This is a genomic window from Patescibacteria group bacterium (assembly GCA_041664365.1).
GTDB lineage: Bacteria > Patescibacteriota > Patescibacteriia > UM-FILTER-42-10 > UM-FILTER-42-10 > JAHJEX01.
Genome location: JBAYKW010000001.1, coordinates 269,483 through 290,704, shown reverse-complemented (window position 1 = coordinate 290,704; position 21,222 = coordinate 269,483). Strand labels below are relative to the sequence as shown.

Sequence of the window (21,222 nt, the reverse complement as noted above, 5' to 3'; positions counted from 1 at the left end):
CCCGTTTTGGGGTATAATTTTGATATGAAAATTGTGTTATCAGGCGGCGGAACCGGCGGATCGGTTGCGCCGTTATTAGCCATATTTGAGGAAATATTAAAATCGCATCAGGCAGATTTTTTATTTATTGGCGGAAAAAATTCAATTGAAAAAGACTTTGCTGAAGAAGGCAATATTGAATTTAGGGCGATTAGGTCGGGTAAACTAAGAAGGTATTTTGATCCGAGAAATTTAGTAACACCGTTTGCAGTTATCGCAGGGTTTTTTCAAGCATTCAACATTCTGAGGAAGTGGAAGCCTGATGTCATTGTGACCGCCGGTAGTTTTGTCGCTGTGCCTGTTGTCTGGGCCGCCTGGTTATTACGAAAGCCGATTATCGTCCACCAGCAGGATATTCAGATTGGACTGGCAAATAAACTGATGGCACCATTTGCAGACAGAATTACTGTTACATTTCCCGAATCAATCGGTCATTTTCCGCGCAAGAAAACGATAATAACAGGCAATGCTGTAAGGGGGGATATTTTAAATGGGAATCGTGATGAAGCAAAGCATTTATTTTCACTTACAGATGATGTTCCAATTGTTCTGATCCTTGGTGGCGGGACAGGCGCATTAACATTGAATAAAATTGTCACAGATGCTCTGCCAAAAATGCTGGAATTTTGCCAGATAATTCATGTTGCCGGTAAAGGTAAAAATATATTTCAGGATGAAAATTTGAAGGATCAATACCGCCCCGGGTCTGTAGAGGAGATGCTCGGCCAAAAGGGTAAAGTGAATTACAGCAGTAATAATCTCAGCCGGTATCATACGCACGAGTTCCTTAATATGGATGAATTAAGACACGCATTATTTGTTGCTGATATAGTCATTACACGCGCAGGAATATCCACCTTGTCAGAGCTGGCAATATTAGGGAAGCCGGTGATTATTGTCCCCCTATCCGGATCGCATCAGGAAAAAAACGCTAATTATTTTGCATCAAAAAATGCTGCACTTTCTCTGAATCAGGGAATTTTAAATACGGAACTGTTTACAAACTTTATTAGAGACTTGCTTCATAGCAATTCAAAACGCGCAGAACTCAGTAAAAATATAAAAAAAATTATGGAGCATAACGGCAATAAGAAAATTGCTGATGAAATTATTTCGGTAATCAACAATCATGGATCTAAATAAAATAAAAACAATACATTTTGTCGGCATTGGCGGTGTTGCAATGAGCGCAGTGGCTGCAGTGGTAAAACAGCGCGGTTTTACTGTCACGGGAAGTGACGCGGAAAATATTTATCCGCCCGCATCAATTGTGTTGAAGCAAAATAGAATAGAATATTTTTCCGGTTATGATAAAAAAAATGTCGGAGATCCTGATTTGGTAATAATAAGTGCGGGGGAGACTCCGGAAAAAAATCCTGAAGTGGCAGAAGTTCTGAAAAAAGGAATCAATTATGCCTCCTTTGCGGAACTAATCTACAATTTGTTTATTAACCACCAAAGGATAATTGTTTCCGGAACGCACGGTAAAACAACTACGAGTTCACTAATAGCATATGGTTTAAGGGCGGCGTCCAAACCAATTAATTTCATAATTGGCGGTTATGTGCAGGATTTTAAAACTAATTTCCAACTGAATAATTCAGATACAGTTTTATTTGAGGGGGATGAATATTATTCCTCATTTTCTGATAAGCGACCGAAATTTCTTCATTATCATCCGGACATACTGATACTGACAAATATTGATATGGACCATTTTGATTATTACAAAAATATCAATGATCTGATGGATAAGTTTAAAAAATTGATCAAAACAGTCCCACCCGAAGGTATCATCATTGCCTGTCATGATAATCTGAATGTAAAAAAACTGCTGAAAGATGTTGATCGGAAAATTATCTGGTATGGAATTAAAGGAAACAGTCTTGATTGGAAGGCTGAAAAAATTATACAAAAAAACGGCATGTCAAATTATATTGTGCGTAAGGTCGGAACCGCGGAAAAATATGATGTTAATTCTTCCCTGGCCGGGGATCATAATGTATTGAATGTACTTGCCAGCATTGCAGCAATGGATTATTTGAAATGTGATCTTTCAAATCCGATAAAAATGCTTTCAGAATTCAAAGGGCCAAGTAGGCGTTTTGAACTAAAGGGGGTAGCTAGAGGTGTGACGGTCATTGATGACTATGCTCATCATCCGACGGCAGTTAAGGTTACGCTGCAGGCTGCGAGGTCAAAGTATCCAAATCAAAAGATTTGGGCCGTATTTGAACCACATACATTCAGCAGAACCAAGGCAACTGTCGGCGAGTTGGCAGATGCCTTTGTAGATGCCGATGCAGTGATTATCCCTGATATCTATCCTGCGCGGGAAAAAGAGGGGGATTTTAAAATAAACAGCAGAGTATTAGTTGACGAAATCAGTAAAAACCACCAAAATGTCTCATATATTCCGGGCAGGGAAAACGTATTGTCACACCTTGTTTCAAACTGTAAAGCTGGGGATGTTGTGTTAATAATGGCAGTTGGTGATTTTAATAAAATTGCGCTTGAATTGATAAAAAAAATCTGATGCAAATTGTAAATGAGTTAAATATTAAACTGGGCGATCGCGTGAAAAGCGATTTTCCCCTTGCTCCGCTTACCGGCTACAAAATCGGTGGGCCGGCAGAGTTTTATTTTTTGGCGGAGTCAGCTCAGGATGTAATGAATGCGGTAAAAGTAGCGCATGAACTAGGCTTGCAGATATTTATATTAGCTCGAGGCAGTAATGTATTGATCTCGGATAAAGGTTTCAGGGGTTTGGTGATCCATAATAAGTCTAGAAATATTTCAGTAGTTAATACGGAAATAATTGCTGATGCAGGTGTTAATCTGAGTATGCTTGCCAATGTTGCAAAAGAGCACGGTTTGTCAGGGGTTGAATTCGCGGCCGGCATACCGGGCAGCGTTGGCGGTGCGGTGCGTGGGAATGCCGGAGCATGGGGAACAGAAATTAAGGATGTACTAACAAAAGTCCTCATCGTAAATGAAAAAGGTGTTAGTGAGGAAAAAACAAACTTGGAATGTAATTTCGGCTATCGAGAAAGTGTTTTTAAAACAAATTCAGAAATTATTATAACGGCATATTTCCATCTAGTACAATCTGACAAAGAAACTGTACAGAAAAAAACTATGGAAATAGTAAATAATAAAAAAAGTCAGCAGGAATTTGAATCACCAAGCGCCGGCTGTGTGTTTAAAAATACAAAGATTGATTTTTCTGTTGAAGAATTAGAGAAAAAAGGGATTGAAAAAACAGCGGTGAATAACGACCTGCTTTCATCTGGCTACCTGATTGATCAATTGGGATTGAAAGGATTTACGATCGGTGATGCAATGATATCAAATGTTCATGCAAATTTTATCATCAATAAAGGGAACGCCACAGCGGAACAGATTATTATGCTGATTGGTGTTATTAAACAAAAAGTTAGGGTAAAATACGGAATTCAGTTGCAGGAGGAAATACAACTGGTGGGTTTTGATAATTATTAAAAAAATATTGAAATGGCGATCCTAGGAAAACTGTTTGGCGATCCGAATAAAAAGACAATTTCTAAGCTCGAAGAGCAGGCGGAAAATGTTGAGAGGTTTAAAAATGAATTTGAGAAATTGCCACTTGAAGCATTTTCCCAAAAAACCGAGGAATTCAAAAATAGATTGAAATCAGGAAAAACTGTTGAGGATATTCTACCTGAGGCGTTTGCATTGGCAAGAGAAGCAGCAAAGCGAACAATTAATCAATTTCCGTATAAAACTCAGGTGATGGGGGGGTTGGTATTGCATCAGGGAAGAATTTCAGAAATGAAAACAGGTGAAGGAAAAACACTGTCAGCAACAATGCCGCTTTATTTAAACGCGCTCACCGGAAAAGGTGCTCATCTGGTAACAGTTAATGATTATCTGGCAAAAAGAGATACCGCTTGGATGGGGAAGATTTATAATCTCTTAGGGGTTTCTGTCGGCTGTATTCAGCATGACGAAGCATTCCTGTATGACCCGACGGTAAAATCAGAGACCGAAGAAAAGGTGACAACCCAGGTTGATATAGAACTGTTGAGACCGGTCACAAGGAGAGAGGCATACCAGGCGGATATAACCTATGGCACGAATAATGAATTCGGATTCGATTATCTAAGGGACAATATGGTTCAGAGCAGATCACAGATGGTGCAGAGAGGTCTGGTATACGCGATCGTTGATGAAGTTGATAGTATTTTAATCGACGAAGCCAGAACGCCGTTAATTATTTCAGCGCCGGACGAAGAAGCAACCGATCAGTATTATAAATTTGCTCAACTAGTCAATAAATTAGACGAAAATCAGGATTATAATATTGATGAGAAAATGCGGGCAGCTACATTGACTGAGTTAGGAATAACTCATGTTGAAAAAGCTCTTGGAATAGAAAATTTATATGCTGAGGGTGGAATTAACCTCGTGCACCACATCGAACAGTCATTGAAAGCTAAGGCTTTGTTTAAACTGGATCGTGATTATGTAATTAAAGACGGAGAAATTGTCATTGTTGATGAATTTACAGGCAGATTAATGCCGGGCAGAAGGTATTCAGAAGGTTTACATCAGGCTATCGAAGCAAAAGAAAATGTGGAAGTGATGAAAGAAAGCAGAACACTGGCCTCAATAACATTTCAGAACTATTTCAGAATGTTTGAGAAATTAGCAGGAATGACGGGAACTGCAGCGACAGAGGCTGAGGAGTTTTCAAAAATTTACGGCTTGGAGGTTGTTGTCATACCGACAAATAAACAATTGGTTCGTATAGATAAAACTGATCAGATATTTAAAACGGAGGAAGCAAAATTTAATGCAATTGTCAGAGAGGTTAAATCACGCAATGAAAAAGGCCAGCCTGTATTGATCGGTACTATATCAATCGAGAAAAATGAAAGACTTGGACAACTTCTGGAAATGGAAGGCATAGCCCATAAGATGCTAAATGCGAAACAACATGAGCAGGAGGCAAATATTATTGCTCAGGCGGGTAAGAAAGGCGCGGTAACTGTTGCCACTAACATGGCCGGTAGAGGCGTCGATATTATATTAGGCGGCAACCCACCGAGCGAATCTGAAGCAAACGATGTTTCAGCTGACGGCGGTTTGCTTGTCATCGGTACTGAACGCCATGAATCAAGAAGGATCGATAACCAATTGCGCGGTCGCTCGGGCAGACAGGGTGATCCTGGAGAAACGCAGTTTTTTGTTTCGATGGAAGACGATCTAATGAGAATATTTGGATCCGATCGCATGAAAACAATCATGGAACGGCTGGGAATTCCTGATGATATGCCGATACAGAACAAAATGATCAGCAGGTCACTGGAATCAGCTCAAAAAAAGGTGGAGGGAAATAACTTTGATATCAGAAAACATCTGGTTGAATATGATGATGTGATCAATAAGCACAGAGAAGTAATATATAAAAAGAGAAGGGAAGCACTTTATTCTGAGGAAAAAGAAGAAGGTTGCAAAGGTGAAGTATTAAAACTTATTGAGTCAGAAATTGAACAAGTTGTTTCTTTTCACACAGCGTCCGAAGATGAAAATGCTTGGAATATTGAGGAGATCTATGAGGTGGTTGATACAATATTTCCAATTACAATGGAAGCTAGGGTAAAAATGGAGGATATTCATAAAGAGGCGGGTACTAAACTGGAAGATGCAAAAAGCAGAACACACTTGATTAAATACTTGATTAGTCTGGCGCATAAAGAATACAAAAATCTGGAAACCAGAGTTGGCGATGAACAACTAATGCGCAGTCTTGAGCGTGGAATTATTTTGAGAGTAATTGACCGGTTGTGGATTGATCATTTGTCGCAAATGGAGCACCTGAGAACAGGTATCGGTTTGCGCGGATATGGACAGCGGGATCCTCTGATTGAGTATAAGAGAGAAGCATACCAGTTATTCATTGCAATGATGGCAAGCCTGCAAAGCGATGTTGCTCATACAATTTATAAAATTGGAATTGCAAAAGAAATAGCTCCGTCGATGATGCAGGCAAAGCAAGTAATGCAGGCTCCCTCAAAGACGATGAGTGAGCAGACGCAACACTTCACATTACCTATGGGTCAATCGCAGGCTTCGAATGACACATTTTCAGAACAAAAAACACAGGCTTTGCCTGGAACAAAGGTTACTGCCGGAGGTAAATTGAAAACTGTAGCAGGTGAAAAAGTTGGCCGGAATGATGAGTGTCCTTGCGGATCAGGGAAGAAATATAAGAAGTGCCACGGAGTGTAAAGTATGTATCCTAATTCCAGTAAAAATTTAAACAGAGAAACGAAAAAGCAGATTTTCTTTTTTACTTCTGCTTTTTACCCGTTGGATAACTATTCCGCACATTCCATAAATATTTGGAATAAAACATTTCCAACTGCGGAACATGCCTATCATTGGAAAAAATTTGTGCATGAAATGGATATTGCAGAAAAAATCTACTTAGCTCCAAGTCCAGAAGTTGCCAAACAAGTTGCTGATAAAAATAAATCAAAAATGAGTGCTGACTGGCATGATATTAAAAGAGATGTTATGAAAGAGATACTAAAATCAAAAACAGCCCAGCATAAAGATGTTCGAGAAGTATTACATAGAACTTCTGGCAGAGAGATAATCGAGAATTCACCCGTAGATTCATTCTGGGGCAGTGGAAAAGACGGAAACGGACGTAATGAGATAGGAAAAATATGGATGGAGATAAGAAAGGATGAACGGATAGTCTGATATTATGCAAACACTAGTAAATCAGGAAAACAAATCAGAAAAAATCGATAAGCGTTATAAACATCTGGGAACGATAAGTGTTTTATTTGTTTCTGTATTACTGATTTCCAATATTGTTTCTACAAAGATTATTGATCTAGGTTTTTTTTCATTTGACGGTGGTACGCTGATTTTTCCTTTGAGTTACATTTTTGGCGACATTCTAACAGAAGTGTATGGCTTTCGGCAGTCACGCAAGGTGATCTGGTTAGGATTCATTTGCGCATTGTTAATGTCTGTGACTATCATTCTGATTGGCAAACTGCCCGCTGATCCAAACTGGACGAATCAAAACGCATATGATGTAATTCTCGGCCTGACACCAAGGTTGGTAATTGCCAGTTTAATTGCTTATTTTGCTGGTGAATTTTCTAATGCAATAATCCTTGCCAAACTCAAAATACGGACAAAAGGCAGATGGCTATGGTCCAGAACGATCGCATCTACAGTTATCGGCCAATTAATAGACAGTCTGTTGTTTATCGTGATTGCTTTTTCCGGAATACTGCCGAAAGAACTGCTGATTAGTCTGATTATTTCAAATTACGTATTTAAACTTGCTTTTGAGATTGTGCTGACACCCGCTACGTACAAAGTTGTGAATTACCTGAAAAAATCGGAGCAAGAGGATTATTACGATATCAACACAAAATTTAACCCCTTACATATTGGGCAAGACAATGAAAGCAAATAAAATGAAAATAAAATTTATTGATGTTGAGAAGTTTGGTTTTGCTGTAGAGCCACGCTACTATTTTTACGGTTGGTCTCGCAGTTCCAGAATTTTGGCACGTGAATCAGCAATAAAGGCACTTTTGAGTGCCCAGAAACTGTTGCCTAGAGGATATAATTTTAAAATCTGGGATGCTCAAAGGCCACTTGAAGTACAAAAACAAATGATTAAAAGTTTCAGGTTGCGTTTAAAACATGCAAATCCTAAATTGGATAGGCAAGCACTGGATAAGTTGGTTTTCACTTTTTGTTCTAAACCAACAAAGCAGGTTATCAAGTTGGGGACACATCGTAATGGCGGATCGTTCGATCTTACAATTATCAACGGTCAGGGTGAAGAGCTTTACATGGGAACCGATCATGATGATATTAGCGAACGCGCGGAAACTGATTATTATGAAAAAAAGGCCGTACTTAATCATTTTGAGCAAACAGCGAAACATAACCGTCGGCTTCTAAAAATGGTGCTCGAAAAAAGTGGATTTGTTAATTACAATCCTGAGTGGTGGCACTGGGATTGGGAGGAATAAATATTTTATTCCAATATTGTTAAAGTGGTAGTATTAGATTGCGTTTTGTCTGACTATTCCAGATTCCTGACCATGTATTCATCTTTTAGCCGGTAACCCAATTTCTGATAATAGCCCCTAACTCCGATGCCGGAGATGACGGCTATTTTTTTATATCCTTTTTTTAATGAAAGTTTTTCCGCTTCATGCATCAGTTTTTTACCAAAACCAATATGCTGTGTTTTACCTTTATTATTTGCCAGAGGAATCATCTCGCCGTATGTGTGCAATTCCCTGATTAATGCAGAGTTTTGCAGTGCTTCGATGTAGTGGGTCTTATTTTTATTTTTTGGAAACCTCAGTCGGCAAAAAGCAAATATTGTTGAGTAGTCCTTTGATTCATAGCTTAAAAATATTTCCGTTCCGCCTGAAGCTTTATATACCCTTTTTACCAAGCGCACGTCTTTTTGCGAAATACTGATTCCTCCCGCTTCACGACACCTGATACAACGGCAGGATTTACCCTCCTGCTTGAGTTCATTGAGAATAATTTGGCGGATATTGGTAATCTGCATCCCACCCGCTATGCTTTGTTTCGGAATATCACGGAATAGTCTCGCGATACGGATATATGGCGGGCAGAGGAGCTTAATTTCCTTTAGGAGTATTTTTAGCTGCTTATCGGAATATGGTTTATATTTTCCGCTTTTCCACAAATCATAAAGCTCTGAAAACTCAGACACAATTGTCGGATAAATTTTTATCTGATCCGGCTGAAAGTCCTGGTTTTCAAATATCTCGTGAAACATATCTAAATCATTTTTTAGAGTTGCTTTATACAGTCCCGGCATCAGATGATAGGTAATTTTAAAACCGGCATCTTTGTACAGTTGTGTCGCTCTAATCGTTGCTTTTACCTTATGTCCTCTTTTATTAATATCCAGGATGTGATCGTGAGTACTCTGCACACCCATTTCTACCCGGGTTGCACCGAGCTCTCGCATCATACGCACTTCTTTCGTACTGACAAAATCCGGCCTGGTTTCAAGCGTAATCCCGACGACTCTATTATAAGCTTTTTCATTCAGAACTTGAGCACGTTTCAATTTCCCCAGCAGTAGTTTGTAGGATATGTTTGTTTGCTTATAATTTTTTGATTCCAGTATTTCATTAATATCAGTCTTGGATCTGCGGGAACTTTTAATGCCGTCATTAAATGCATCCATACATCTTTTCAGGTACCAAATCTGATAAAGTTTACTGTGAAAGGACCATGTGCCGCCCATTACAATTAATTCGCATTTATCAGTCGGATGACCATTTTCATAGTATGCACGCAATCTTGCCTTAACCATTCGATACGGATCAAACATTTGTCCCATTGAACGCATGACTGCAGGCTGGGTCGAAAGATAACTTTTTGGCATACCTTTTTCGGTGGGACAGTATATGCATTTACCCGGACAGGGAAGGGGCTTGGTGTGTACTCCGATTGATGCTATTCCGGATAAGGTTCTGATATCGCGTATCCTAAGTAGGCGAACAAATTTGTTGTTCTCCTTAAACATCCCGTCATTAACCAATTTGCGGTAATGCGCTAGAATGACATTGTTGGTATAAAAGGGTATTTTATGCGTTTTTGAAAACCGCCTTTTAAACAGATAAAAATCGCTTTTATCTTTCAGGTCTGATTTAAGCGCCTCGTTAATAAATTGTGTTAATAGGTTTTGATTCATATGGATAAGAATACAGCAAATTCGATATTAGAAAAAGTGGCGTCCGATTATGATAGCATAGCTGAGCGTTTCTCCCAAACCCGTTATCGAGACTGGGACGAGTTTTATGATTTCGAGAAATACTTAAAAACAGGGTCTTCTGTATTGGATGTCGGATGCGGAAATGGCAGGCTGCTAAATTTTCTGGCAAAATACGGAGTAAGTTATGTGGGAATAGATGCCTCTGCTAATCTGGTTCAAATTGCCAAAGAAAATGCTGATGAAAAAATTACCAGTTCACTTTCAAGCTATAGTTTTATGAAAGCATCAGCAACAGAATTGCCATTTGCTGATCAGTCATTTGATATAGTTTTTGCGGTCGCAAGTTTGTATCACATTCCATCGCGCGAATTGCGTAAGCAATCGGTGAAAGAAATAGCACGGGTATTGAAAGAGGGTGGAGTGTTCATAATGACATATTGGAATATGTGGGAAAAAAGCAGAAGAAATTTGATTGTAAATAATATAATAAAAAAAATAGCAGGTAAGTCGAAACTGGATTTCCTGGACACAGAAAAGCCGTGGAAAAATCCCGATGGCAAAGTAATTGTAAACCGGTATTGTCACGCGTTCAGATTAAGTGAAATAGAGAATTTAGCTAAGCATTATAATTTTGAAACACAAGAAAGATATTACTTGAAAAAAGGGGAGCGAGTCAGCTTCAGTAAAGGCTTTAATGGTGTATATATCGGAAAAAAGCATTGACAGAAGCCAAAAAATGTGCTAATATAGATATATAGTTCATTACAAAACAAAAAGAAAAATAAAAAACAGAGGCCGGAGATGACCTCAAAATAATATATATTTCGAAAACAAAAATCGAAAATATCGGGCCATCTCTGGCCTATTTCTATATTATTGAAGTAGCCAAAACAAAAAACAAAATGACAAAACAAAAAATTAGAATCAATCTATTCGTATTGGCAGTACTCGCAAGTACTGTTTTTTTGATTCCCAGAATTGTCTTTGCAACGGAATCAAGATCTCCGGAAGTAAAGGTGTATTCAACTGATGACTATTCTGAAGACAAAGCATTCATGGCATATGATGAATCATTCCAAGGCGGTGCATCTGTTGCCGTCGGTGATGTTAGGGGAGATAAAGAAGAAGAAATTATCGTTGCGCCGGGTGTTGGCGGCGGTCCTCATGTGAAAATATTTGATTCCAACGGAAATATGATTTTCAGCTTTCTTGCGTATGATGCCGAATATAAAAAAGGGATCAATATTACAACTGGAGATTTGGATGGAAATGGTAAGGATGAAATAATTGTCGGTACAAGATCAGGAGCAACTCCGCACGTTCGAGTTTTTGACGGCAATGGTAATCCAAAATTTACAATGGGTTTCTTTGCCTACAAAGGTGATTTCAGAGGAGGTGTAAATGTCACAACCTGCGATGTGGATGGAGACGGTGATAAAGAAATAGTCACCGGTGCAGGACCCGGGGGAGGACCGCATGCGAGAGTATTTGAAAAGGACGGTGCTTTTACTGGTATGGATTTTTTTCCTTTTACAGCAGATTATCGGGGAGGACTGAGTGTCGCCTGTGGAAATGTTGACGGTGGTGCAAAAGAAGAATTAATATTTGGTGTTCAGTCATCAGATGACGCTTGGGTCAAAGTTTATAAAATGAATGATAATAAAACTGTCATTGGAAATTTTAAAGCTTTTCCTGAAACATTCAAACGTGGGATTAATCTCGCGAGTGGAGATGTTGACGGAGACGGGTTTGATGAAGTTATTGCCGCCGCGAACACAGGTGGCGGATCGCATGTGAGAATTTACGAAGCATATGGCGCACCGCATTCAGATTCAATTTTTGCATATGAAGACGAATTTCGTGGGGGTGTATTCGTTGCTGCCGGCGACTTAAACAACGATTTGTCAGATGAGATTATTGTAGCGCCTAGTAAAAGATCAACTGAGGGCAGAACAGATATTGAAAAATATATTGAAATTGATATTTCAGAACAAACATTGAAATATTATGAGAGAGGATATTTAGTTGATACTGCAGTAGTGTCGACAGGAAAGTGGTCAATGCCAACACCACTTGGGACATTTAAAATTCAAAATAAGAACCGTAGAGCGTATTCCGGCAAATATAATTTGTACATGCCTTTCTGGATGCAGTTTGATGCACGAGGTTACGGTCTACATGAGCTTCCTGAGTGGGCAAATGGATATAAGGAAGGTCAGAATCATCTTGGTATCAGAGTTTCCCATGGCTGTGTAAGACTGGGCGTTGGTCCGGCAGAAAAATTGTATAACTGGGCGGACGTCGGGACGACAGTGGTAGTTAAAGACTAAATTTGCAATATTTATTCTTTGAAAGTAGTATGAAATTATAAGCTAATAATTAATCTCTAAAACAATGCCGGGAGAACCAAGACTAGATATATCAAATCCACGGGTTGATATACATGAAGTAAGTGACAAGTTAAATGAAATTACGGATCGTTGGGCTATTGAGGATCCGTTGCAAAGGAATGAACCTGAGTTAAGGAGACTTGAGGCGGCACTAGTGCCCCAATTAGAGCAAGTGCTAGAAGCTGATATATCAGCTGAGCTTAATCCTGAGCTTGTTGAGGCAGTAAATGGAGCGTATGGGATGTTTGATGATGAGGGGGTGACAAGTCTTTTATTAAGAATTAAGGACAAACTTGAGGCAAAGGATCCATACAGAGATGCAACAAAGGAATGGATGGAATAATTTGATCTAAAAAAAAGGGGTGTAAGACACTCCTTTTTTATTTTGAAAGGTTTTGATACAATGTAGGCATGATAAAGAAAATATTATTCATTGCAGTTGTATTCATAACAATTCCATCAATATCCCTTGCTTATACCAAAACACGGTTACCTGAAATACGTGTTTTTGATGCCAGTGGACAGATGAAAAGAAACTTAAATATGTATTCGAACGATTATGCCGGGGGTTTATCCGTGGCTTCATGTGATGTAGATGATAACGGTAAAAATGAGATAATAGTAGGTTCCGGTCCGGGGGCAGAGCCAAATGTTAAAATTATCTGGCCTTATTCTACTAAAGTTACCAGTTTCCTCGCTTATGCGGATACATTCAGAAGCGGGATAACAGTGGCATGCGGTGATTTAAACGGAGATGGTTCGATAGAGATTGTAACAGGAACCGGAGCGGGAGGAGGACCGCATGTCAGAATATTTGATATTTCTGGGAAACCTAAGTTTACATCCGGTTTTTTTGCTTTTGCTAACAATATGCTTGGCGGTGTAAACGTAGCTGTTGGTGATGTCGATGGCGATGGAAAGGATGAGATAGTCGCGGCGCCGGGATCCTCAGGAGGAGCTCACGTGCGCGTGTTTAATTTTAAGGGCGATTTTGAGGGAATTGATTTCTTTCCGTTCAGGTCAAATGATAGAGGGGGTGTGTCAATTGCAGTCGGTAACTTTGACGGTGGTCCGGAAGAAGAAATCGTCATGGCTGTGGAAAAATTTGGTAAAGCATGGACCAAGGTTTATAAATACAATAAGCAAAGATCAGTGTTGGGGGATTTTGAAGCATTCCCGGATAATTATAAAGGCGGGGTAAGAGTATCGGCCGGTGATATCGATAATGACGGGTTTGATGAAGTAATAGTTGCACCAACCAGAGCCGGCGGTCCGCACATCAGAATATTTGAAGCGTATGGGAAATTGCTATCCGGTGATTTTTTTGCATATGAAAAAGATTTTAGAGGAGGTGTAAACCTCGCAAGCGGCGATATAACAGGTGATGGCGAAGATGATATTATTACAGTCCCGAGCACGTGGACATACGAAAGTAGAATGGACTTGTATAAATATATCGAGGTCAATCTTACCGATCAGAAATTGTATGCATACGAAAATGACAAATTAATTAAATCATTTTTAATTTCATCCGGATTAAAAGGGAAATTTGATACACCGACCGGTGAATTCAAGGTTTTCCGAAAGCGGGAATCCACGGATATGAGCTGGTTTTATGGCCCTGATAATCCGGACAATTATGATCTTGAAGATGTTCCGTACGTTTTGTCATTTAACGGTGCTTATACAATTCACGGTACGTACTGGCATAACAATTTTGGCCATCGAATGAGCCACGGCTGTGTAAATATGTCACGTAAGGATTCAGCGTGGCTTTATCAATGGGCAAATCTAGGAATTTCGGTGATTATTCATGACTAATGATATTTAGTTGATGATTATAGTATTTTTGTGTATAATCTCTACATCGTTTAATTAGCATTAGTGCGATTAATATGGCAATTCGAAAAAAACTGTGGCTGAATCTACTCCTTATTGTCGTTTTGGCAGTATTAGCTGGTTTCACAGATTGGCCAAAAGGTCCGAATATAAGAATTGGAAACTATTTTAAAGAGATTAAAGTTCACCTTGGCTTAGATTTGCAGGGTGGAACTCATTTAGTATATAAAGCTGATACATCTGATATTCCGTCCGCAGAAAGACCAGATGCAATTGAAGGGGTTCGTGATGTTATAGAGCGAAGGGTGAATTCCTTTGGTGTTTCGGAACCGGTTGTGCAAACCAATAAATCTGGAGACGAGTACCGCGTAATCGTTGAACTTCCCGGTGTAACCGATGTATCACAGGCAATTCAAATGATTGGGGAGACGCCACTGCTTGAATTTAGAGAGCAAAAAACACCGGAACTGAACGAAGAGCAAACTCAGGCAATGGAAGCATATAATGCCGATGCAAAAATCAGGGCAGAAGAAGTACTGTTGTCCGCTTTAGATGATGCCAATGATTTTGCAACACTTGCGGATGAAAAAAGCGAGGGATCATCTTCAAAGAATGGCGGGGATTTAGGTGAATTTGGTCGTGGAGCGATGGTACCGGAATTTGATGAAGTTGTATTCGGTAAGGCTGAGGTCGGTAAGGTTTATCCGGAATTGGTTAAAACCCAGTACGGCTATCATATAATCAAGGTTGAAAGTCTCACATCGAGCGTTAACGCAGAAGGTCTTGAAGAAGAAAAAGCTAAAGCACGTCATATTCTGATATTAACACAATCTGAAGAGGCGGCGGCAGCGTCAAATTACGAAAATACCGGTTTATCAGGAAAACATTTAGCTTCCGCGCAGGTTCAGTTCAACCAGTCCACGGCCGAACCGGAAATCAGCCTTAAATTTAATGATGAGGGAAAAACATTATTCGCAGAAATAACAAAGCGCAATTTAGGGAAACCGGTTGCGATATATTTAGATAATGCTCCGATCAGTATCCCGGTCGTTCAGGCGGAAATAACATCCGGCGAGGCTGTAATATCCGGCAGTTTTACCCTGGAGGAAGCAAAAATCTTAACCCGAAGACTAAATTCCGGTGCTTTGCCGATACCGATATCCTTGTTAAACCAGCAAAATATTGGCGCTACCTTGGGACAGACCTCAGTTGAACGGAGTATGTTTGCGGGGATACTCGGAATATTATTGGTGGCATTGTTTATGATTATATATTATCGATTGCCGGGTTTATTATCAGTCCTTGCTCTAGGGGTTTATGCGTTACTTGTTCTGGCAACTTTTAAATTGTGGCCCGTAACACTGACCCTTGCTGGTATTGCCGGGTTTATACTTTCTATCGGCATGGCAGTAGACGCAAATGTTTTAATATTTGAACGTATGAAAGAAGAATTGAGGGCAGGTAAGCCGATATTAAGCGCAATTGAGGACGGTTTCAAACGCGCATGGCCATCAATCCGGGATTCCAATGTATCATCGCTCATAACCTGCTTGATTCTGATTTGGTTTGGAACCAGCTCAATAAAAGGATTTGCGATAACCTTGGCGATCGGAATATTGCTTAGTATGTTTTCCGCAATAACAGTAAGCAGAACATTTTTAAGAATAGTTGCAATCAAAAAATGGAAAAGACTTTGGTTATTTGGAGTTAAAAATCAGGAATAATATGTACAACATAATAGGAACAAGAAAAATTTGGTTCGCGATATCAGGGATATTAGTCGCTGCAAGTATTGTATTTCTGTCTATGGGTGGTTTGAAACTCGGAATTGATTTTAATGGGGGATCGTTATTGCAGGTGAAATTCGAAGGTGATAGGCCAACTATTCAGGATATTCAGGGAAATCTGCAGGGGTTTGATTTGGGTGAATTAGTAGTTCAACCGGTGAAAGATCAAGAGGTTTTGATCCGGATGAAAACGATTGAAAACAGTCAAAGAGAGGAAATTCTGGTATCTTTAAATGAAAAATTTGGGGCAGTTGAGGAGATATCATTTGAATCAATTGGACCAACTATTGGAAAAGAATTACGGCAGAAATCGATTATCGCACTACTGATAGTAATGGGCGCTATTATTGTATATTTATCCTGGGCATTCAGAAAGATTTCCGGCGGTCCGGTGCCGGCGTATGTATTTGGCATCTGCGCAATCATCGCGCTTGCACATGATATTATAATTGTGACTGGGGTATTTGCTGCTCTCGGTTACTTCCTGGATGTGCAGGTAGATGCGCTATTCGTAACTGCCTTACTTACAATTCTTGGTTTCTCTGTCCATGATACGATAGTTGTTTATGATCGAATAAGAGAACGTTTGATTAAGTTTTCCAATAATGATTTTGAAACATCAATAAATATAGCAATAAATGAAACAATAGTCAGGTCCATCAACACTTCATTTACCACCTTGCTGGTTTTGGTTGCCTTGTACTTATTCGGTGGAGAATCTATTAAATTCTTTGTTCTGGCGTTAATCATAGGTATAGTAGTCGGGACTTATTCGTCTATATTCGTTGCCAGCCCATTTTTATTAATCTGGCAGAAGTATATTTCAAAAAGGAAATAGAATTGCATTAAATGAAATCAAACTGATCTATTAGCTGGTCGGTTTTTTGTTAGGACCACTTTCTTGACACATATTCAACCTTATGCTATACTAAAGGTATTACAGTTAGTTAACAACAATTATGACAGATCAAAATTCAATATTAGACAAGGTAATAAGCTCAAAACAAGAAGCAGAAATCGAAGGTTTTAGCCCGAGTGATACGGTTTCATCATTGTTAAAATACCTTACAAACAAAGAAGAAGACGTCTTAAGACGTCGTTTTGGTTTAAGCGGACAGGCAAAGGAAACTCTAGAGGCAATTGGAAAGGCCTATAATGTTACAAGAGAGCGGATCAGACAAATTGAAAATTCAGCTATTAAGAAAATAAAAAGTTTGAGAGAGTTTACGCGTGTTTCAACTGAATTTGAGCACACAATTTCAAATGTACTTAACCGCAATGGGGGAATAATGGACGAAAACTCGCTGCTGAGAGAGCTGTTGAATTTTGCGTCAGATAATCCGATTAATAACAATTGCGCGGTATTTATCCTTGAAGAACTGATATCAAAAAAAATAATTCGTTTTCCGGAATCAAATGTTATAAATAAATCATGGAGTCTTCCTCAGATATCGCTCGATTTCGTTTATGAAGCGGTAAATCAATTGGTTCAGATTCTTGAAAAAGAAAATAAACCGATGAAATTGGATGAATTGCTGTATAAGTTTCACAAAACAGAATATTTTGTCAATAAAAGCGAAGTGCTGACTGATGAAGGTATTCATTCATACATTACATTGTGCAAAAAAATAGACAGCAATCCATTTGATGAGTATGGATTGGCAAAATGGGGCACAATTAATCCGAAACGGATGAAAGACAAAATATATCTTGTACTGAAAAAGGAAGGTAAGCCGTTGCATTTCAATGATATTACAGAACTTATTAACAAGGTAAAGTTTGACCGGCGGAAAGCATATCCTCCGACTGTTCACAATGAACTTATTTTAAACAGCGACTTTGTATTGGTTGGTAGGGGAATCTATGCGCTTCAGGAATGGGGGTATAAACCAGGCGTAGTTTCTGATGTGTTAATAAAGATTCTGGAAAAATCCACTGAACCATTATCCAGAGACGAATTAGTACGGCGCGTGCTTGATCAGAGAGTCGTCAGAAAAAATACAATCCATTTAGCGTTAACAGATAAATCAAAGTTCAAAAAGCTTCCTGATAAACGATATGTATTAATTGGTGAATCTCCAAAAAAGAACGAATCAGAAACATCTTCTAATCTATAATTTAGTATGGAAATCACGATAGATACAACATCGGTGCTTGGTGGTGGTCTACAGAATCCGCTTGCAATTGCATGGTGGATTTTTCTGAATGGTGGGTGGATAGCAATATTGATACTTTTTATAGTCGGTCTATATATCGCGAAACTTGAAATGGCGAGGCATAAGTACCGCAATTCAAAGGAACAAATTCTGCTTGCCCTGGATATACCAAGAATGCATGAGCAGACTCTGGTTGCCGTGGAACAAATATTTGCCCAACTTTATGCAATTCACTCAAAAGGGAATAAATACGAGCGATACTGGAAAGGAAAAGTGCAGGAAAGATTTTCGTTGGAATTGGTAAGTATTGACGGTTATATACAGTATTTAATAAGATCTGACAAAGATAATCGTGATCTTATCGAATCAGCGATTTACGCGCAGTATCCAGATGCTGAAATAACTGAAGTCGGCGACTACACGGATTCAATACCGACAGTATTTCCAAGCGATGTGTTTGATTTATGGGGAACTGAATTCACACTAGAAAAAAAAGAAGCATACCCGATTCGGACCTATAAAAACTTTGAGCACACATTAAGTCAGACATTTGCCGATCCGATGGCGTCGATTCTTGAAGGACTATCAAGATTACAGCCCGGTGAGCAAACATGGATCCAAATTGTTATCACTCCGGTCAGCTCTTCATGGACGGAAAGCGCAGATCGTGTCGTTAAGAAGTTGGTTGGAGAGAAGGTGGCACCGAAGAAAAGCGCATTTGGTGTTCTTTCACCTATCACGGATACCTTGAAAGGTTTTGGTGACGAAGCATCAAACCAGATTCTGGGCGGAGGTACAAGTACCGTTAAAAGCGAGCCAGATAAACAGCCAAAAAGCCAGATGCAGTTTCTAACCCCTGGAGCAAGAGGGGCGGTAGAAGCAATCCAGGAAAAAATGTCAAAAATCGCATTCCGCACTAAAATTAGGCTGATATACGTGGCAAAAAAGGAAATATTTGATCGGAAAAGGGGAGTTAATCCTGTTATTGGTGGACTAATGCAGTACAATACTCTGAATCTTAACGCCTTTAAGCCACATAAAAGGACAAGGACCAAGGCAGACTATATCAGGGTGGAAAAGCGTTTGGCCCATAAACAAAGAAAGATTTTGAGAGCATATAAACAACGTGCGAATCATTTGGGAATGGGACTCGGATTTATTTTAAATATTGAGGAACTGGCGAGTATCTATCATTTTCCAATTGCAACAATCACAGTCCCGCCGGTACAGAGGACCGATGTTAGAAAAGGTGGTGCCCCAACAACATTACCGCGTGAATCAATGTCTACAACCGGGATTCCAACTTTGCCAAATCAAAAATCTGAAGTTGGATATACAGCTACCCGACCAATGTCTAGAGCCGGGGTACCGGGCAATTTGCCGATAGAGATTATTAATGACGAGGAACCAACAAATGCCGAATCACAATGATATAACAGTTTTTGCGGAGACGAACTTTCGTAATAAAAGAGTCCGTTTTGGTATCAAAGAAGATGACCGGAGGCGCCACGTCTATCTGATCGGAAAAACCGGTGTCGGTAAATCAAACTGTATTGAAAACATGGTGATTTCTGATATTCACCGAGGCAGGGGAGTTGCGCTCGTGGATCCGCACGGAGAATCGGTTGAAAAAGTAATTAAATTTATTCCGTCCAATAGAATTAATGATGTTGTTTACTTCAATCCATCTGATACAGAACATCCGATTGCTTTTAATATACTTGAAGAAGTAAATCCACAATATAAAAATTTGATAGCATCCGGGCTGGTTGGTGTTTTCAAGAAGATATGGGCGGATTCATGGGGGCCAAGACTAGAATACATTTTAATGAATACCATCCTGGCTTTGCTGGAAAATCCGGGAAGTACGCTACTGGGTATAACCAGATTACTGGTTGATAAAAATTATCGTAAAAAGATTATATCAAATCTGACCGACCCGATCGTCAAAGCATTTTGGGTTGATGAATATGCAAACTATAATGAACGGTTTAGAACAGAAGCGATTTCACCGATTCAAAACAAGGTAGGACAATTTCTTTCCAGTTCAATCATTCGGAATATTGTTGGACAGCCAAAAAGTACTATCGATATGAGAGTCATTATGGACACAAAAAAAATCCTGCTTATGAATCTTGCGAAAGGAAGAATTGGTGAAGAAAACTCAGCTTTACTTGGCGCAATGATGATAACAAAACTTCAACTGGCGGCAATGAGCAGGGTGGATATTGCTGAAGAGACAAGGGAAGATTTTTATTTGTATGTTGACGAATTCCAGAACTTTTCTACGGAAAGCTTTGCAAATATACTTTCAGAAGCAAGAAAATACCGATTGAATTTAACTATTGCTCATCAGTACATAGAACAGCTGGGTGATGTGGTTAAAGCCGCGGTATTCGGCAACGTAGGAACTATAATCTGCTTCAGGGTCGGAGCTGAGGATGCGGAATTTTTGGAAAAGGAATTTGAGCCGTATTTTCTACTAAACGATCTGGTAAACCTGCCAAAATATAATGTTTACCTGAAATTAATGATTGATGGAGTCGCTTCAGCGCCTTTTAGCGCAACGATACTGCCACCAATTGAGGGTGAGACCGGAAATTTGAACAAGATTATTGTTTCCTCGCGTGAAAGATATGCAAGACCTGTGGCAGTAGTTGAAGAAAAAATATTAAGATGGAGCGGTGTTGAAGAAATGTATAAAGCATCTGCAGAAAATGAAAGTGAAATTCAGAAACCCAGGCAATCAACAAGTGCTCAAATCGCACCTGTTGCCAAAACCGAAACCCCTAAGATTAAATCAGTAGTCAGAATAACGGAGAAGCCGTCCGAGCCCGTTGTAAATGTTCAGGTGCCTGAGAAGGTATTGGTCGATCCAAAAGTTGAGCCGGAGATTGATATTCCACCTACTGAGATTAACTTAAATGATGCGCTTCAGCAGGGCCCGATATCCTTCAGTGATGCTATGAAACGAAATACAGAACCAAATCAGAATGCAAATCATAGAAATAGTAATAATCGCAAAAAGAAAAAAAGAAAAAATTTCAATCCGCCGTCTGTTAATAAACCGATGCCCCATATTGAACTGAAAGGACAGGATGGTCAGAAAAGTCAGAATACATCAACTGAACATGTGATGAAACAGGGGCAAAGTATAAAATTGGACTAGGTTTAAGTATTGAGAACCCATTTGCAAAACACTTGGGTTTTTGGTATATCTT

Annotated in this window: 17 protein-coding genes; 16 read left to right on the top strand and 1 reads right to left on the bottom strand. The window is 39.4% G+C overall.

All coding sequences use genetic code 11. The annotated features are described in order from the left end of the window. The first annotated feature begins 24 nt into the window (after window positions 1–24). Genes murG through WCW66_01520 form a run of 7 tightly spaced genes read left to right on the top strand, consistent with a single transcriptional unit; the run spans window position 25 to window position 8,093 of the window. Entirely contained in the window at window positions 25–1,182 is a 1,158-nt protein-coding gene (murG, locus tag WCW66_01550) for an undecaprenyldiphospho-muramoylpentapeptide beta-N-acetylglucosaminyltransferase (protein MFA6391426.1), read from the top strand. After that, window positions 1,169–2,575 (top strand): UDP-N-acetylmuramate--L-alanine ligase, encoded by a 1,407-nt coding sequence (murC, locus tag WCW66_01545; GenBank protein ID MFA6391425.1) that lies wholly within the window; start codon window positions 1,169–1,171, stop codon window positions 2,573–2,575. Before murG ends, murC begins: the two co-directional genes overlap by 14 nt. Beyond that, window positions 2,575–3,540, top strand: a complete 966-nt coding sequence (gene murB, locus WCW66_01540) for a UDP-N-acetylmuramate dehydrogenase (protein MFA6391424.1) — start codon at window positions 2,575–2,577, stop codon at window positions 3,538–3,540. The genes murC and murB overlap by 1 nt, the downstream gene beginning before the upstream one ends. Window positions 3,541–3,552: 12 nt before the next feature. Next, window positions 3,553–6,312, top strand: coding sequence for a preprotein translocase subunit SecA (secA, locus tag WCW66_01535; protein ID MFA6391423.1), 2,760 nt, complete (start codon window positions 3,553–3,555; stop codon window positions 6,310–6,312). Between the two features lie 3 nt (window positions 6,313–6,315). Further along, on the top strand, window positions 6,316–6,792 hold the full coding sequence (locus WCW66_01530; protein ID MFA6391422.1) for an NADAR family protein: 477 nt from the start codon (window positions 6,316–6,318) through the stop codon (window positions 6,790–6,792). A 4-nt stretch (window positions 6,793–6,796) separates the two neighbouring features. Next, a complete protein-coding gene (locus WCW66_01525) occupies window positions 6,797–7,525 on the top strand; it encodes a queuosine precursor transporter (protein MFA6391421.1) in 729 nt (242 codons plus the stop codon). After that, entirely contained in the window at window positions 7,512–8,093 is a 582-nt protein-coding gene (locus tag WCW66_01520; GenBank protein MFA6391420.1) for a M15 family metallopeptidase, read from the top strand. Before WCW66_01525 ends, WCW66_01520 begins: the two co-directional genes overlap by 14 nt. A 53-nt stretch (window positions 8,094–8,146) precedes the next feature. Here the strand turns inward: WCW66_01520 and WCW66_01515 are convergent, their stop codons facing one another. Continuing rightward, the gene (locus WCW66_01515; protein ID MFA6391419.1) at window positions 8,147–9,808 is read right to left on the bottom strand and encodes a tRNA uridine(34) 5-carboxymethylaminomethyl modification radical SAM/GNAT enzyme Elp3; all 1,662 of its coding nucleotides are present in this window, start codon (window positions 9,806–9,808) and stop codon (window positions 8,147–8,149) included. Here WCW66_01515 and WCW66_01510 point away from each other — a divergent pair, their 5' ends adjacent. From WCW66_01510 to WCW66_01470, 9 genes are all read left to right on the top strand, one after another. Beyond that, window positions 9,809–10,552, top strand: coding sequence for a class I SAM-dependent methyltransferase (locus tag WCW66_01510; protein MFA6391418.1), 744 nt, complete (start codon window positions 9,809–9,811; stop codon window positions 10,550–10,552). A 179-nt stretch (window positions 10,553–10,731) separates the two neighbouring features. Next, window positions 10,732–12,159, top strand: coding sequence for a L,D-transpeptidase family protein (locus WCW66_01505; protein MFA6391417.1), 1,428 nt, complete (start codon window positions 10,732–10,734; stop codon window positions 12,157–12,159). A gap of 64 nt (window positions 12,160–12,223) precedes the next feature. After that, window positions 12,224–12,562, top strand: a complete 339-nt coding sequence (locus WCW66_01500) for a hypothetical protein (protein ID MFA6391416.1) — start codon at window positions 12,224–12,226, stop codon at window positions 12,560–12,562. A gap of 68 nt (window positions 12,563–12,630) precedes the next feature. Then, window positions 12,631–14,040: a L,D-transpeptidase family protein gene (locus tag WCW66_01495; protein ID MFA6391415.1), complete on the top strand. Its 1,410-nt coding sequence runs from the start codon at window positions 12,631–12,633 to the stop codon at window positions 14,038–14,040. 74 nt (window positions 14,041–14,114) lie between these two features. Continuing rightward, the gene (gene secD, locus WCW66_01490; protein ID MFA6391414.1) at window positions 14,115–15,782 is read left to right on the top strand and encodes a protein translocase subunit SecD; all 1,668 of its coding nucleotides are present in this window, start codon (window positions 14,115–14,117) and stop codon (window positions 15,780–15,782) included. A gap of 1 nt (window position 15,783) precedes the next feature. Continuing rightward, a complete protein-coding gene (gene secF, locus WCW66_01485) occupies window positions 15,784–16,683 on the top strand; it encodes a protein translocase subunit SecF (GenBank protein MFA6391413.1) in 900 nt (299 codons plus the stop codon). Between the two features lie 121 nt (window positions 16,684–16,804). Then, entirely contained in the window at window positions 16,805–17,962 is a 1,158-nt protein-coding gene (locus tag WCW66_01480; protein MFA6391412.1) for a sigma factor-like helix-turn-helix DNA-binding protein, read from the top strand. 6 nt (window positions 17,963–17,968) lie between these two features. Beyond that, window positions 17,969–19,432 (top strand): hypothetical protein, encoded by a 1,464-nt coding sequence (locus WCW66_01475; GenBank protein MFA6391411.1) that lies wholly within the window; start codon window positions 17,969–17,971, stop codon window positions 19,430–19,432. Next, window positions 19,416–21,170, top strand: coding sequence for a type IV secretion system DNA-binding domain-containing protein (locus WCW66_01470; protein MFA6391410.1), 1,755 nt, complete (start codon window positions 19,416–19,418; stop codon window positions 21,168–21,170). Before WCW66_01475 ends, WCW66_01470 begins: the two co-directional genes overlap by 17 nt. Window positions 21,171–21,222 lie beyond the last annotated feature (52 nt).